The organism is Streptacidiphilus albus JL83, assembly GCF_000744705.1.
Taxonomy (GTDB): domain Bacteria; phylum Actinomycetota; class Actinomycetes; order Streptomycetales; family Streptomycetaceae; genus Streptacidiphilus; species Streptacidiphilus albus.
The window spans coordinates 2,473,744-2,488,569 of record NZ_JQML01000001.1 but is presented as its reverse complement, the minus strand read 5'-3'; the positions used below and the strand labels follow the sequence as shown (position 1 = coordinate 2,488,569).

The 14,826-nt window shown below is 72.5% G+C and carries 13 protein-coding genes; 4 read left to right on the top strand and 9 right to left on the bottom strand.

All coding sequences use genetic code 11. The annotated features are described in order from the left end of the window. The first annotated feature begins 105 nt into the window (after window positions 1-105). Entirely contained in the window at window positions 106-1,293 is a 1,188-nt protein-coding gene (gene tuf, locus BS75_RS10775) for an elongation factor Tu (protein ID WP_034088066.1), read from the top strand. Between the two features lie 124 nt (window positions 1,294-1,417). Here the strand turns inward: tuf and BS75_RS10770 are convergent, their stop codons facing one another. Genes BS75_RS10770 through BS75_RS10760 form a run of 3 tightly spaced genes read right to left on the bottom strand, consistent with a single transcriptional unit; the run spans window position 1,418 to window position 4,542 of the window. After that, window positions 1,418-2,017, bottom strand: a complete 600-nt coding sequence (locus tag BS75_RS10770) for a GNAT family N-acetyltransferase (protein WP_034088065.1) — start codon at window positions 2,015-2,017, stop codon at window positions 1,418-1,420. Between the two features lie 48 nt (window positions 2,018-2,065). Further along, window positions 2,066-3,316, bottom strand: a complete 1,251-nt coding sequence (locus tag BS75_RS10765; RefSeq protein WP_042439150.1) for a hypothetical protein — start codon at window positions 3,314-3,316, stop codon at window positions 2,066-2,068. Beyond that, entirely contained in the window at window positions 3,313-4,542 is a 1,230-nt protein-coding gene (locus BS75_RS10760) for a HesA/MoeB/ThiF family protein (protein WP_231607741.1), read from the bottom strand. The genes BS75_RS10765 and BS75_RS10760 overlap by 4 nt, the downstream gene beginning before the upstream one ends. 119 nt (window positions 4,543-4,661) lie before the next feature. On the opposite strand from BS75_RS10760, the gene BS75_RS51425 reads away from it, so the two are divergent. Both BS75_RS51425 and BS75_RS10755 read left to right on the top strand, forming a co-directional pair. Next, a complete protein-coding gene (locus tag BS75_RS51425) occupies window positions 4,662-4,787 on the top strand; it encodes a hypothetical protein (protein ID WP_267970517.1) in 126 nt (41 codons plus the stop codon). A 154-nt stretch (window positions 4,788-4,941) separates the two neighbouring features. Next, on the top strand, window positions 4,942-5,511 hold the full coding sequence (locus tag BS75_RS10755) for a methylated-DNA--[protein]-cysteine S-methyltransferase (RefSeq protein ID WP_042439152.1): 570 nt from the start codon (window positions 4,942-4,944) through the stop codon (window positions 5,509-5,511). Here the strand turns inward: BS75_RS10755 and BS75_RS10750 are convergent, their stop codons facing one another. From BS75_RS10750 to BS75_RS10725, 6 genes are all read right to left on the bottom strand, one after another. Then, a complete protein-coding gene (locus BS75_RS10750) occupies window positions 5,512-6,078 on the bottom strand; it encodes a DUF1697 domain-containing protein (protein ID WP_034088064.1) in 567 nt (188 codons plus the stop codon). It abuts the gene before it with no gap. Then, complete coding sequence (locus tag BS75_RS10745; RefSeq protein ID WP_197091927.1) at window positions 6,079-7,701, bottom strand: glycosyltransferase family 39 protein; 1,623 nt, start codon at window positions 7,699-7,701, stop codon at window positions 6,079-6,081. It abuts the gene before it with no gap. A 151-nt stretch (window positions 7,702-7,852) separates the two neighbouring features. Beyond that, window positions 7,853-8,839 carry an aldo/keto reductase gene (locus BS75_RS10740; protein WP_034088062.1) on the bottom strand — a complete coding sequence of 329 codons (987 nt, stop codon included), beginning with the start codon at window positions 8,837-8,839 and terminating at the stop codon, window positions 7,853-7,855. Window positions 8,840-8,939: 100 nt separating this feature from the next. After that, a complete protein-coding gene (locus BS75_RS10735) occupies window positions 8,940-9,938 on the bottom strand; it encodes a peptidoglycan-binding protein (protein ID WP_034088061.1) in 999 nt (332 codons plus the stop codon). 114 nt (window positions 9,939-10,052) lie between these two features. Further along, the gene (locus tag BS75_RS10730; RefSeq protein ID WP_081982240.1) at window positions 10,053-12,134 is read right to left on the bottom strand and encodes an MFS transporter; all 2,082 of its coding nucleotides are present in this window, start codon (window positions 12,132-12,134) and stop codon (window positions 10,053-10,055) included. Window positions 12,135-12,205: 71 nt separating this feature from the next. Further along, complete coding sequence (locus BS75_RS10725; protein WP_034088060.1) at window positions 12,206-13,438, bottom strand: cytochrome P450; 1,233 nt, start codon at window positions 13,436-13,438, stop codon at window positions 12,206-12,208. Window positions 13,439-13,609: 171 nt separating this feature from the next. On the opposite strand from BS75_RS10725, the gene BS75_RS10720 reads away from it, so the two are divergent. Beyond that, window positions 13,610-14,779 carry a steroid 3-ketoacyl-CoA thiolase gene (locus BS75_RS10720; RefSeq protein ID WP_034088059.1) on the top strand — a complete coding sequence of 390 codons (1,170 nt, stop codon included), beginning with the start codon at window positions 13,610-13,612 and terminating at the stop codon, window positions 14,777-14,779. The last annotated feature ends 47 nt before the right edge of the window (window positions 14,780-14,826 follow it).

Genomic DNA, 14,826 nt, shown 5'->3' with positions numbered 1-14,826 from the left:
TCGGCCCGTCCCTGAGGTCCCCGCCACCGTCCTACGGGTCGCCGGCCGCGTCCTGCCTCCGTGCAGCCGCCCGCCCGCGCCCGGGAAGCGAAGCCAGGTACAGCCATGTCCAAGCAGGCCTACATCCGCACCAAGCCGCACCTCAACATCGGCACCATGGGTCACGTCGACCACGGCAAGACCACCCTCACCGCCGCCATCACCAAGGTCCTCGCGGACCGGGGCAACGGCGGGAGCTTCGTGCCCTTCGACCGGATCGACCGCGCCCCGGAGGAGGCCGCCCGCGGCATCACCATCAACATCGCCCACGTCGAGTACGAGACCGACACCAGGCACTACGCCCACGTCGACATGCCCGGACACGCCGACTACGTGAAGAACATGATCACCGGCGCCGCCCAGCTGGACGGCGCGATCCTGGTCGTCTCCGCCCAGGACGGCGTCATGCCGCAGACCAGCGAGCACGTGCTGCTGGCCCGTCAGGTCGGGGTCGAGCACATCGTGGTGGCCCTCAACAAGGCCGACGTCGGCGACCCGGAGCTGCTCGACCTGGTCGAGCTGGAGGTCCGCGAACTGCTCACCGACCAGGGCTACCCCGGGTCCGAGCTGCCGGTGGTCCGGGTGTCCGGGCTGCGCGCGCTGGCCGGGGACCCGGAGTGGACGGCGGCGCTGCTCGCCCTGCTCGACGCGGTGGACACCCATGTCCCCACGCCGGTCCGCTACACCGACGCGCCGTTCCTGCTGCCGGTGGAGAACGTCCTCACCATCACCGGGCGCGGCACGGTCGTCACCGGCGCGGTCGAGCGCGGCCGGGTCAGGACGGGCGACCGGGTCACCGTGCTCGGCCTCGGCGGCGAGGAGGTCTCGACCGTGGTCACCGGGGTCGAGACCTTCGGCCGGACGATGGAGTCGGCCGAGGCCGGGGACAATGTCGCGCTGCTGCTGCGCGGGGTGCAACGCGGCCAGGTGCGGCGCGGCCAGGTCGTGGCCGAGCCCGGCAGCATCGCGGTGCACCACCGGTTCACGGCCAGGGTCTACCTCCTCGGCACCGCCGAGGGCGGCCGGCGGACGCCGATCGCCACCGGCTACCGCCCGCAGTTCTACCTGCGGACCGGGGACGTCGTGGGCGACGTGACGCTGCTCGGCGACGCGGGCGTCGCGCGTCCGGGTGAGACGGTCGAGGTGACCGTCGAGCTCGGCCGACCGGTCCCGCTGGAGCCGGGCCTCGGCTTCGCGGTCCGCGAGGGCGGCCGCACGGTCGGCGCGGGCAACGTCACCGCGCTGCTCGACTGACCGGCCGGCGGCGGGCGGGGCCGACACCCCGCCCGCCGCCGACATCTGTCAACACCCGGATCCGGCACAGCCGAGCCGGTCCTCGCTGCTCGCCCTCGGCTGACGTCTCCGCCGACGGGAGTGGTCAGCCGAGGTCCCGGCCGGATCGCAGCCGGGTGGCGTCGTCGAGCACCCAGACCATGCTGCGGCCGACCTCGGCGGCGGTGACCGGCTCGTCCGGCTCGATCCGGTCGAGCCGGTAGCCGAGCCGGCGCGGCACGGCCGAACTGCGGACATTGGCCTGGTCGCAGTGGATCTCCATCCGCTCCGTGCCGGGCAGCGCCAGGCCGATGGCGCTCAGCGCCGCGGCGGCCTCGGCGGCGATGCCGCGGCCGACCTGCTCGGAGCGCAGCCAGTAGCCGATCTCCAGCACGCCCGGACCGTCGCCGCCGAACATGGCGCACCCGCCCAGGACCGTCGGCGCACCCTCGGCCGGCGTGACCAGGTAGCCGTAGGCCTGCCCCGCCTCCCAGCTCTCGTCCTGGGCGGCGCGGTGCATCGCGGTCTCCGCCAGGGTCGGTGCCTCCTGCGCCCAGGCCAGCCAGACCCGCAGGTGGTCGAGGTCGGCCGTGAGCGCGTCGTTGAACGCCTGGTCGGGGACGAGCGAGCGGCGACGGAGGACCAGGCCCGCAGGAAGCGGGATCAGCTCCGGCGGACGCGCGGTGCCCTGGGTGGTGTCATTCACAGTGCTTGGTCTCCCCTGGGGTTGAGTTGGAGTCGGCCGACCGGCTGTTCAGGCGTCGCGCCGTCGTCGGCCGCGGATCTTCGCGCTGATCCACATCGCCTGCACCCCGCCGAGGACCAGCAGCACCGTGGCCGCGTCCAGGTTGACGCCGACCGGCTCGTCCGGGCCGAGGTGCCTCCCGGCCCGGAGCAGGAGGGTGGCGTCGGTGGGCAGCGTCACGGTCGCCAGCACCAGCAGGCAGCCGCAACTGCCCAGGGCCAGCAGCACGCTGTACCAGCGTACGGCGGTCCGTTCGCGCGCGGGCAGCCCTCGGGTGGGGTCGTCCGGACAGCGGTCCCCGAGGCCCAGGGCGTGCCGGATCCGGCCCGGGAGGTAGCGGAGGTACGCCCGTCCGTCCTGGTGGAGGTCGCGGCAGCCGGTGAGGTCCTGCAGCACGGAGTAGAGGTCGGTTCGCATGAACACGAGCAGCTGGAACGGCAGTTGTACGGCGGAGAGGAGCGCCGCCACGGCGACCGCCCGGTGCACGGCGCTCCCGGGGCCGGCCAACGGCAGGGCCAGGACGGCGGCGGAGGTCACGCCCAGGTTCACGGCGATGCCGGCCAGGTAGGCGGTCAGCCGGCAGCGTCGCGGAAAGAGTTCGATGCCGCTGATGTCGGTCTGGGCCACCAGGAACTGCAGCCGGGTGCCCAGCCGGATCCGGGACGGGATGCCGACGGCACGGGCCGCGGCCAGGTGCGCGCACTCGTGGAGCATCAGCAGCGCCCAGCCGCCGACGAAGGTGGTGGCCAGCACCAGGCTGCCCCGGCGGCTCCACAGCAGGGTGCGGTAGTCGGGAAAGGAGTGCGGGGCCAAGGCCGTGCGCAGCGCACCGGCCAGGACCAGGGCCACCAGGCACCAGGCGGTCGCGGGGTGCTGGATCCAGGCGGTGTGGCGCGGGAGCAGCCGGGCGAACATGGGCCTGCGCGGCGGTGCGGAGGGCTGCGGCACATCGTCGACCGCGGCCACGAAGCCGAGTCGGAGCAGCTCCCGGGCGAAGCCGGCGACGTCGACCGGACGTCGTACCTCACCGGTGAGCCTCAGTCGGGCCTGATCGACGGTCAGGCCGTCGGCGAGCAGGTCGATGACCCTTACCCCGGTGTCGGGGAGGGCGACCACCTCGCCGATGTCGATCCGGCCGACCAGCCACTCGCCGTGCTCGCGCCGCCTGTCCAGCCGGTGCAGCCGGACGACGCTGTCCGGGCCCAGCGGCGTCGCGGTTCCCCGGCCGACGTGGGTCGCGGCCGGCTCGACCGCGGTCATTCCGCGCCTCCGTGACCGGCCGTCTCCGCTCCGGAGGAGGGCCCGCACGCGGGGCAGTCGGGGCGTCGCGGGTACCGGTCGAGGACGGGCTCGCCGGGGACGGCCGTGTTCAGCCCGTACCGGAAGCCCGGCTCCAGCCGGGGTATGCCGGTGAGCAGTGCGAGCGCGGCATGGGCGATGAAGAGCCCGGCCAGCCCGGCGGTGACGGCGTTGGCCGGGTGCCAGGGCAGCCTCGCGGAGGCGACGCGCTCGTCCTGGCCCGGCGCCAGCCCCAGGTCGCGCCGGTCCGCCTCGCCCAGCCGGAGGCAGCTCCAACAGCCGCCGACGCCGGGGACGAAGACCCCGGCGCTGGCCAGCGGGCCGCTGTAGCCACCGGTCACCCAGGGGGTCCCGGTCGCCAGGCAGGCCCGGTTCGCCCAGTCGCGAACGGCCGGCGGGTCGTCCGCGCAGAGCAGCAGCAGGTCGAATCCACCGGTCCCGGCCGCCGGGGTCCCGTCCGGGCGGGCCCCGTCACCAGCCGGTGGCGGGGCGGACAGAATGCCGGTGAGCTGTTCGACGCCGCGGATCACGGTGCGTTCGCCGGAGACGGTGACGTCCCGGTTGGACGACCGCAACCGGTCGACGGCGACCGTGACCTTGGCCCGGCCGAGATCCGCCTCCGTGTAGAGGAGCTGACGGTTCAGGTTGGACAGTTCGACCACGTCGCCGTCGAGGCAGTGGGTGTGGCCCACCCCGGAGGCGACGAGGGCCTGGGCGGCGCTCGACCCCGTCCCGCCGAGGCCGACGATCAGGACCCGGGCGTCCCGCAGCCTGATCTGCGGCTCCCAGGCCGACGGCCTCGGGGTGCGGTCCATCCACCGGAGCAGGGTCACGCCGCGCGAGTAGCGACTGCGCTCCCGCGCGGTGAGGGCGAGCCGCGCCGGCGGCTCCGGGAGGGTGGACGAACCGGTGGCCGCCTCCAGGAAACCCTCCTCGTTCAGCCTGGTGATGGCACGCAGGGCCTGGGTCCGACTGATCCCCGGGTGCAGGGCGCGCACGGCGTCCGCCGCGCTCTCGACGTCGCGGGAGCCGTCGAGGGCCTGCACCAGGGTCCAGAGCCAGCCGTGGGGATCCGCCAGCTCGGCGCCGATGCCGAAGACCACCCCACCGATGCGGACGTTGCCGGAGCTGGTCCGGTACGGGGAGTGCTCCGGCTTGATCCGCAGGCGGGCCGGGCCGTCAGTCACCTTCAACTCCTTCAACTGCGCATCACTAGTCGCGTATTGACACTCTCATGCCACAAGTGAGCTACTGACAAGGGCACGTAGGGATGTACTCGATCAGTTCCATTACTGGGAGGCTTGCTATGCCCGAGCAGACGCACGAAGAGCCGATGACCGAGGGCGCGTCCGACGTCGACGAACTGGTGATCCAGATCCGCCGGTTGGACAAGAAGGAGACCACGGGGGACAGCAACAGCCAGGGCCAGTGACCGCCCGGCGGCCGAGCGCGGGCCGGTAGCCGCCACCGGCGGCCGGGGACGGCAACGGTCCCCGGTCGGCTGTCGGTGGCCGGGGTTACAGTGGCGGCACATTGCGGCACACGGCCGGGGGACCGGTCGGCACGAAGGTACGGAGGGGAGCGGCATGGCAGTGCCCGTCTCCTGGATCACCCTGGCCACCCCGCTCCCCAGCGGCCCGGTCCGGGTGGGGATCACCGCCGAGGGCGTGGCCTCGGTCAGCTTCGAGGCCGTCGCCGGGGGCGGCCCGCCGGTCGGCGACGCCGTGCGGCCGGGGGACGAGCCGAAGGCGGCCCTGGTCGCCCGGCACTTCGCCGAGTACTTCGCCGGCACCCGGCGCCGGCTCGGGCTGCCGGTCGACTGGCGGCTCACCACCGCCGGTCCGCAGCGCAGCGTGCTGCAGACGCTGGAGCGCACCGTGGGCTGGGGCAGCACCGTCAGCTACGGCGAACTCGCGGTCCGCAGCGAGGTGTTCACCACCGAGATCGAGGCCGGGAGCCTCGGCCCGGCGGCGCGCGCGGTCGGCTCCATCATGGGCTCCAACCCGCTGTTCCTGCTGGTGCCCTGCCACCGGGTGGTCGCGGCCGACGGGATCGGCGGCTTCGGCGGCGGCCCGGTCGGGATGGAGGTCAAACGCTGGCTGCTCACCCTGGAGGGCGTGCTGCCGCCCACCCTCGACTGGACCGGCCCGGCCTGACTAGGGCTTCCTCGCCGCTGCGACGATCTTCTCGGTGGTGTGGAAGAACCGCGCCGTGGCGGTCACCCCGAAGGTCTTCTCGACCGCCGCGACCGGGTTGGCGCCGAGTCGTCCGTCCCGCAGCCGGGACAGCACGAAGGCTTCGCCGTCGGTGGCGGCGAGCAGCTCCCAGTCGCCCTTGGGGGAGCGCAGCGGCAGCTCCGCGCCGACCAGGGGCGCGGAGAGGAAGACGATGCTGAGCCGGATGTCCGGGGTGACCTCGATGCCGTCGAAGGGCGCCGCCGCGAGCGCCGCCTCGACCTCGGTGACGGTCCGCAGCACGGTCGGGATCTCGAAGCCGAACTCCTGCCGCAGCCGCTGCTCGACGGCGGCGGTCAGCTCGGCCCGCGCCCGGGGCGAGCCGGGGTCGAGGTCGCTGTCGAAGAAGGCGTTGCCGCTGGCGATGTAGCTGCGGACCCGGTCGAGTCCCAGACCGGCGAGCAGCTCGCGCAGCCGGGCCATCTCGACCTTGCGGCCGCCGACGTTGACCGCGCGCAGGAACCCGATCCAGGTCGTGGACCCGGCCATTCAGCTCGTCCTCTCCAGCAGGCTCACGTGGATGTCCGAGCGGTAGTAGGTCTTCGCGATCCGGTAGTGCGAGAGCAGCGCCGTCCGCTCGATGGTCTGCACCGGGGTCAGGTAGGAGACCGGGGTCTCGGTGACCAGCCAGATCCGGCCCGGCGCCGTCGCCAGGCAGGCGGCCGGGGCGGGGCAGAGCGACGAGTAGTAGGAGGCGTTCTGCTGCGGGGTCCGGGTCACCAGGACCTGGTCCAGCCGCACCCGGTCGTGCAGGTAGTAGTCGACGCCCAGGTCGACCATCATCGCGCTGTGGGTCATGAAGACCAGGCCGTCCCCGGGAAGGGCGTGGGCCGCCAGCAGGTCGGCGGTGCCCTCGTAGGAGAGGTAGCCGGGGCTCTTGCCGATGGGGATGTTGGTCCACTCGTGCGCCGCGTAGCTCCGGACCGCGGTCTGGCTGGGCCAGATCGCAGCGAGTGCCAGTGCCGACAGCAGGACGGCGGCGACGGGCCGGGCGCCCGGCCACCGCACCAGCGGCAGCCGCACCCGCTCGGTCAGCAGCGCCGCCGCGCCGACCAGGCCCGCGCCGGCCAGGACCGACCAGGCGATCAGGGTGAAGAGCAGGTAGCGGGCGATGAAGTACGAGGTGCCGAGCTGCGAGATCAGCGCGACCGCGACGATCGGCAGGACCGCGCTGGAGACGACGAAGACCGTCGCCTCGCGCTTCCGCTCGCGCAGCAGCGGCGCCAGCACGCCCAGCACGACCAGCACCGCGGCGATCGACGCGGCGCTGCGGGAGGCGTACAGGGTGAGCCACAGCTGGTAGCCGACGTGCAGCGGATCGGAGAGGTCCGGCGCCTTCAGCCAGGAGAGCTGCTGCTTGACCTGCGAGTGCCCGATCAGCATCAGCGGCGAGGCGCACACCACGCCGAGCAGGACCGCCCCGCCGAACCGGAGCAGCGGCCCGCGCCGCCCGTCCCGCCGCACCCGCAGCAGCACCGCGACCAGGTGGCCGATCAGGCAGGACAGCGCCACCACATGCGCCAGCGCGACCAGCACCAGGGCGGCGGCGTAGGCCAGCCAGCGGACCCGGCTGCCGGTCCGCTCCAGTGCCCGGAGCAGCAGGAAGGTCGCGAGCGCCACCGCGAACACGGCGAGCGCGTAGGCCCGGATCTCCTGCCCGTACCGGGAGATGCCCGGGGTCAGCGCGAAGACCAGACCGGCGGCCAGCCCGCTGGCGTTGCCGTAGAGACGGGCGCCGATCTGCGCGGTGAGCACCGCCGCGGCCGCCATGGCGATCACCGAGGGCAGCCGCAGCGCCATCAGCGAGTCGCCGAAGAGGCCGGTCCAGAAGTGCAGCAGTACGTAGTAGAAGCCGGTCGAGGCGTCCACGTGGCCGAGCAGCTCGAACAGGTCGCCGAGACTGCGGGAGGAGGCACTGACCGAGGCGATCTCGTCGCGCCAGAGCTCCGGCTTGCCGACCTGGTAGATGCCGAGGAGCAGCGACAGTACTCCGGGTGCCACGGCCGTCCAGCCGAGCTTTCGCCCCGACACAGGTCCGGCGGACTTGCTGGCCGGAGAAGCGGTGGGCAGGGGCTGGGCCGAGGTGGTCACGTGGTCCTTCGTATCCGTCACATCGTCAGGGGGACTCGACGGATGGTACAGCTTCGAAACATACAGAAGTTGTGAGAATGGTGTGGCCGCGCCGGTCGGGTGTTCGGCGCGGCCACGGGCCCTTCGGACGCGGTCCCGGGAGGGACTTCCCAGCTCCCCGTGTGGCCGGGGACTACCAGGCGTAGTCCTCGGGGGCGGTGCGGTGGCCCGGGAAGATCTCATCCAGCCGGGCGAGCGCGTCCGCGTCGAGGGTGACCTCCAGCGCCGCCAGCGCGGTGGTCAGCTGCCCCGCCGTGCGCGGACCGACGATCGGCGCGGTGACGGCCGGCTGGTGCAGCAGCCAGGCCAGCGCCACCGTCCCCGGCTCGTGCCCGAGCTTGTCGCAGAAGTCCTCGTAGGCCTGGAGCTGGTCGCGCTGTGCGGCGGTCAGCTTCTCCGCGCGGTCGGCGCTGCGGCCGCCCTTCTCGCCGGCCTTGCGCAGCACGCCGCCGAGCAGGCCGCCCTGGAGCGGGGACCAGGGGATCACGCCGAGGCCGTGGTGCTGGGCCGAGGGCAGCACCTCCAGCTCGACGGTCCGGGCCAGCAGGTTGTAGAGCGACTGCTCGGCGACCAGGCCGAGGTAGCCGCGCCGTTCGGCGGCGGCCTGCGCGGTGGCGATGTGCCAGCCGGCGAAGTTGCTGCTGCCGGTGTAGAGGATCTTGCCCTGGGCGACCAGCACCTCCATGGCCTGCCAGACCTCGTCCCAGGGGGTGGCCCGGTCCACGTGGTGCATCTGGTAGACGTCGATGTAGTCGGTGCCCAGCCGCTTGAGGCTGGCGTCGCAGGCGCGGCGGATGTTCAGCGCGGAGAGCTTGCCGCGGTTCGGCCACTCCTCGCCGCCGGGGCCGGGCATCGCGCCGTAGAGCTTGGTGGCGAGGACGGTCTGCTCGCGCCGGCCGCCGCCCTTGGCGAACCAGCTGCCGATGATCTCCTCGGTCCGGCCCTTGTTCTCACCCCATCCATAGACGTTGGCGGTGTCGAAGAAGTTGATGCCCTCCTGGAGGGCGGAGTCCATGATCGCGTGCGAGTCGGCTTCGTCGGTCAGCGGACCGAAGTTCATCGTGCCCAGGCAGAGGCGGGACACGGACAGGCCGGTACGGCCGAGAGAGGTGTACTCCATGGACCCACCCTTGCGTCGGAGGGTCCCCGCTGTCGAGACCCTCCGGCAACTTCGGCTTCGTCGGCGGGATCACCGGCCGGCCGGGGCGCCCCCCGCGGCGCTACTGGCCGGAGCCGCCCTGCTCGCCGTCCAGCTGCTGGAGCGCCTCGGCCATCGCGGCCTGGCTGGCCGGACCGTAGACCCCGCTCGGGTCGGCCGTGACGCCGTACCACATCTGGAACCGGACCACGTCCCGGTAGGTGCGCTGGTCGTAGCTGCCGCTGTCGTCGAGCCCCGGATCCACGTACAGCTCGGCGAGGTCCTGCTGGAGGGTGGTCACGGCGGGTCCGTCGTCGCCGTAGGAGAGGCTGCCGGAGGGGGAGCTGCTGGTCGACGCCCCGGCCGAGGCTCCGGACGTCGGGCTCACCGGGGCCGAGGCCCCGGTGGAGCCGCCCGTCACGGGAGTGCGGCCGGCGCTGTGCGTCGGTGCGGCGGAGGCGGTCGGCGCCGCCGCCGGAGCGCTCGTCGGTGCGGCGGCGGAGCGGGTCGGCGCGGCGGCGGCGGCCGAGGCGGTGACCGAGGCCGAGGGGTCGGCGGTGGCTCCGGCCGCGCCGGTCGCCGTCGGCAGCGGGGCGGTGACGCCCGGCTGGGGCTGGGCGTAGTCCACGGTGTGACTGCCCAGCATCGACGGTATCAGCGCCGCCGTGACGCCGAGTCCGGCGATGGCGACGATGGCGGCCCCGATCAGCACACTGTTGCGCGAGGGACCGCGTCGCCCGCCCCGCTGCGGCCCGGAGCCCCGGGGCCCGGAGCCGCGTCCGCCCCGAGGGGGCGCCCCGGCTCCGCCGGCCGACCGGGGTGCCGGCGGCACGGGCGGCAGCAGCTGGGTCGGACCCTGGTAGCCGCCGGATCCCGGTGAGGTCTCGCTGCTCAGCACCTCGCCGCTGAGGGCGGTGCCGACGGCGCCCCCGTCCGCGCGGAAGTAGGGCCGGACCAGCTCCGGTCCGCCGACGACCGGGATGACCGCGGTCTCCGAGTCACTGCCCGCACTCCAGCCGCAGGCGCACCCGCCGCTCTCGGTGAGCGTCTCGGCGCATCTGCCGCAGTACCGGACCGTCATCCCATCCCCCTGCTGTGGTCGAACGGGGACCGATTATGCAGGATGGCCGCGCGGGGGGACACCCGGGTCCAGCTCCGCCGCCCCCCGGCGCTCCCCGGCGCCGCCCGGCGGGCGTCAGGGGGACAGCACCTGGCCCGGTGCGTCCATCGAGTTGTCGGCCAGGTCGCGCAGCATTTTCAGCAGTTCGGCGTGCTGGTCCTCGGACCAGCCCTCCAGCTTCTCGTTCAGCAGCGAGCGCCGGGCCTCGGTGAGCCTGGCGACGACGTCCTCGCCCGCCGGGGTGAGGGTGAGCAGCCCGTCGGTGCCCTTCTGGACCCGGCCGGCCGAGATCAGCGCGTCGACCTTGGGCCGGACCACGTCGAGACCGAGGTTGTTGCGGCGGCAGATCTCCTCCTCCGTCACCGGCCCGGCCTGGTGCAGCCGGAACAGCCCGTAGGCGTGCGGGACGCTGATGTCCAGGTTGGCCCGGTCGATCGCCCGGCCGTAGCGCTCCCAGATGTTCTCCTTGCTGGAGAGCCGGGTGACCATGCGTTCGATCTCGTCGGCGGAGCTGCGGAAGGTCGGCAGCCCGGCCGCCTCGCCGGGTTCGGCGGCCCGGTTGGCGGTGCGCAGCGGGACCTCGCGCAGGAAGAGCGAGAGCAGGAAGGCCGCCACCCCGATCCCGGCCGCGACCAGGTACACGGTCTGCAGCGAGACCGCGAAGAGGTGCAGGAACGGCTCGATCAGCGGTTTGTCGGCCGGCGGGGCCTTCTGCACGATGGTCGGGTCGGCCAGGACCTGCTGCACCGGGAAGTGCGGCGAGAGCGTCCCGTCCTTGAGCGCCGAGGTGATCTTGGAGTTCAGCCGGTTGTTCAGCACGGTGCCGAAGATCGAGGCGCCGAAGGAACCGCCGATGGAGCGGAAGTAGGTGACCCCGGAGGTGGCGGTGCCCAGGTCGGCGAAGGGGGAGGAGTTCTGCACGGCGATGATCAGGACCTGCATCACCAGCCCCAGCCCCAGGCCCAGCACCAGCATGTCCAGACCCATGATCACCGAGCTGGTCTTCTCGTCCACCCGGGACAGCAGCACCAGCGAGACCACGATCAGCGCGGTCCCGATGATCGGGTAGATCCGGTACTTGCCGGTGCGGCTGATCAGCTGACCGGTGCCGATCGAGGTGACCAGCATGCCCGCCATCATCGGCAGCAGCCGCAGCCCGGAGACGGTCGGCGAGTTGCCGTTGACCACCTGCATGTAGAGCGGGATGTAGGAGAGCGAGCCGAACATGCACAGGCCGATCACGAAGCCCATGCCGCAGCAGAGGGAGAAGACCGGGTTGCGGAACAGCCGCAGCGGCAGCACCGGCTCCGACACCCGCCGCTCGACCACGATGAACGCGATGATCAGCAGCACCGCGCCGATGCCGCAGCCCCAGACCTCGACCGAGTTCCAGGCCCAGGTGGAGCCGCCGAGGCTGGTGATCAGCACCAGGCAGGTGGAGGCGGCGGCCAGCAGGAAGGTGCCCAGGTAGTCGATGCTGGGCCGGGTCTCCGGGTGGTGCGCCTTGAGCGCCACCGTGATCACCGCGAGCGCCACCGCGGCGACCGGGAGGTTGACGTAGAAGACCCAGCGCCAGTTGAGGTTGTCCACCAGGAAGCCGCCGAGCAGCGGTCCGACCACGGAGGAGACGCCGAAGACCGCGCCGATGACCCCCTGGTAGCGGCCCCGGTCGCGGGGCGGCACCACGTCCGCGATCACGGCCATGGCCAGCACCATCAGCCCGCCGCCGCCCAGGCCCTGGAGGGCGCGGAAGATGATCAGCTCCAGCATGTTCCGGGACTGGCCGCAGAGGACCGAGCCGATCAGGAAGATGACGATGCTGACCATGAACACGTACTTGCGGCCGAACAGGTCGCCGAGCTTGCCCCAGAGCGGGGTGGTCGCGGTGGCGGCCAGCATGTAGGCGGTGACCACCCAGGAGAGGTGGTTGGCGCCGCCCAGGTCGCCGACGATGGTGGGCAGCGCGGTGGAGACGATCGTCTGGTCCAGCGCGGCGAGGAACATCCCCAGCATCACGCCGACGAAGACCAGGGTGACCTGGCGCTTGCTCTCGTGGGGGGAGTCGGGGGCGCGCCGGCCCCGGAGACGGCCGGGGGCCGCTCGTCCGATGTGTACTCCTGGGACATCGACCCCTCCGCTGCCTGGTGGACTGACCATCAGGTTTTCAGTGGACGCGGCCGACTGCCCGCCGGGAAGTCCGAACGGACGAACGGACACCCTGTCAGGCGCTACGTGTACTGGACCCGGAGCTCCTTGATCCCGTTCAGCCAGGCGGAGCGCAGCCGGCGCGGCTCACCGGCCAGCCGGATGTCGGGGACGGCGTCGGCGATGGCGTTGAAGACCAGGTCCAGCTCCAGTCGGGCGAGGTTGGCGCCGAGGCAGAAGTGCGGTCCGCCGCCGCCGAAGCCCAGGTGCGGGTTGGGGTCGCGGAGGATGTCGAAGGCGGCCGGACGGTCGAAGACCTCGGGGTCGTTGTTGGCGGAGCTGTAGAAGAGTCCGACGCGCTGCCCGGCCGAGATCTTCGCGCCGCCCAGCTCGACGTCGGTGGTGGCGGTCCGCTGGAAGGACATCACCGGGGTGGCCCAGCGGACGATCTCGTCGGCGGCGGTGCGCGGCCGGCGCTCCTTGTAGAGCTCCCACTGCTCGGGGTGGGTGAGCAGGGCGTGGATGCCGTGGCTGGTGGCGTTGCGGGTGGTCTCGTTGCCGGCCACGGCGAGCAGCAGCACGAAGAAGCCGAACTCGTCCGAGCCGAGGTTGCCCTGCCCCTCGGCGTTGACCAGCTGGGTGACGATGTCGTGGGCCGGACAGCTCTTGCGCTGCTCGGCGATGCCCATGGCGTACATCATCAGCTCGACCGCGGACTCGGTGCCGATCTCCGGGGTGATCGCCAGCTCGGGGTCGTCGTAGGAGACCATCTTGTTGGTCCAGTCGAAGATCCGGGCCCGGTCCTGCTGCGGCACCCCGATCAGCTCGGCGATCGCCTGGAGCGGCAGCTCGCAGGCGATGTCGCGGACGAAGTCGCCGCTGCCCTCGGCCCGCGCGGCGGCGACGATCTGCTCGGCGCGGTCGCGCAGGGCGTCCTGGAGCGCGTTGACGGCGCGCGGGGTGAACCCGCGCTGGACGATCTGCCGCAGCCGGGTGTGCTCCGGCGGGTCCATGTTCAGCATGATCAGCCGCTGGCCGTCGATGCCGGAGCGGTCCATGTCCGGGTGGAACCGGATGATCGCGGTGTTGAGGGTGGAGGAGTAGGTCTCCGGGTGGACCGAGACCTCCTTGACGTCGGCGTGCCGGGTGACCGCCCAGTAGCCGCCGTCGTCGAAGCCGGTCGTCCCCGGCTGCTGCGGGATCCAGCGCACCGGTTCGGTGCTGCGGAGCAGGGCGAACTCCGGGAGCGGCACCCGGGTCTGGTTGAGGCCGGGATCGGTGAAGTCGAAGCCTTCGGGCAGCGCGGGGCACGTCATCGGGGCCTCCGAGTCATCTGACGCTGTGTCAGGTATCCGACTCGACAGTAGTAACGCGTTCTAGTCGGTGCAAGAGCCTTGCGCGGACCGACGTACGCAGAATAGAAAGGTGCGCAGAACTAGAACGCGTATCAGTTCTCTTGAGTTCACTGGGCGCCCGGAGGACGAGTCATGGCCGCTGAACCCGTCATCGTCGAAGCAGTCCGCACCCCCATCGGCAAGCGGGGTGGGGCGCTTGCCAACCTGCATCCCGCCTACCTGTTGGGCGAGACCTTCCGCGAACTGCTCGCCCGGACCGGGGTGCAGCCCGACGTCGTCGAACAGATCGTCAGCGGGACGGTCACCCATGCCGGCGAGCAGTCGATGAACCCCGCCCGCAACGCCTGGCTGGCGATGGGCCTGCCGTACGAGGTGGCCGCCACCACCGTGGACTGCCAGTGCGGCTCCTCGCAGCAGGCCAACCACATGGTCGCCAACATGGTCCAGGCCGGGGTCATCGACGTCGGGATCGGCTGCGGCGTCGAGTCCATGTCCCGGGTACCGCTGGGCGCGGCCTCCGCGCACGGGCCCGGACGGCCGTTCCCGGAGGAGTGGAACGTCGACCTGCCCAACCAGTTCGAGGCGGCCGAGCGGATCGCCAAGCGGCGCGGACTCACCCGTGCGGACGTCGACCGGCTCGGCCTGCTCTCGCAGCAGCGGGCGGCGGCGGCCTGGGCCGAGGAGCGCTTCAAGCGCGAGACCTACGCCGTCCAGGTGCCCACCACCGAGTCGGAGCAGCTGGCCGGGCAGGGCATGTGGCGGCTGTTCGACATGGACGAGGGGCTGCGCGACACCTCGGCCGAGGCGCTGGCCGGGCTGCGCCCGGTGATGCCCTCGGCGATCCACACGGCCGGGAACTCCTCGCAGATTTCGGACGGTGCGGCGGCGGTGATGTGGGCCTCGCGCCGCGCGGCCCGCGCCCTCGGGCTGACCCCGCGCGCCCGGATCGTGGCCCAAGCCGTCGTCGGCACCGACCCGCACTACCACCTGGACGGGCCGATCGACGCGACCAAGGCGGTGCTCGGCAAGGCCGGTATGCGGCTCGCCGACATGGACCTGGTCGAGATCAACGAGGCCTTCGCTTCGGTCGTGCTGTCCTGGGCCCAGGTCATGGACGCCGACCTGGAGAAGGTGAACGTCAACGGCGGTGCGATCGCCCTGGGCCACCCGGTCGGTTCCACCGGCGCCCGGCTGATCACCACCGCGCTGCACGAACTGGAGCGCACGGACAAGGAGTTCGCCCTGGTCACGATGTGCGCCGGCGGCGCGCTGGCGACCGGGACGATCCTGCAGCGGCTCTAGCGCGGGGGCGGGCCCGCGGTGCTGGCGCGGTATGCGGGCCGGGGCGC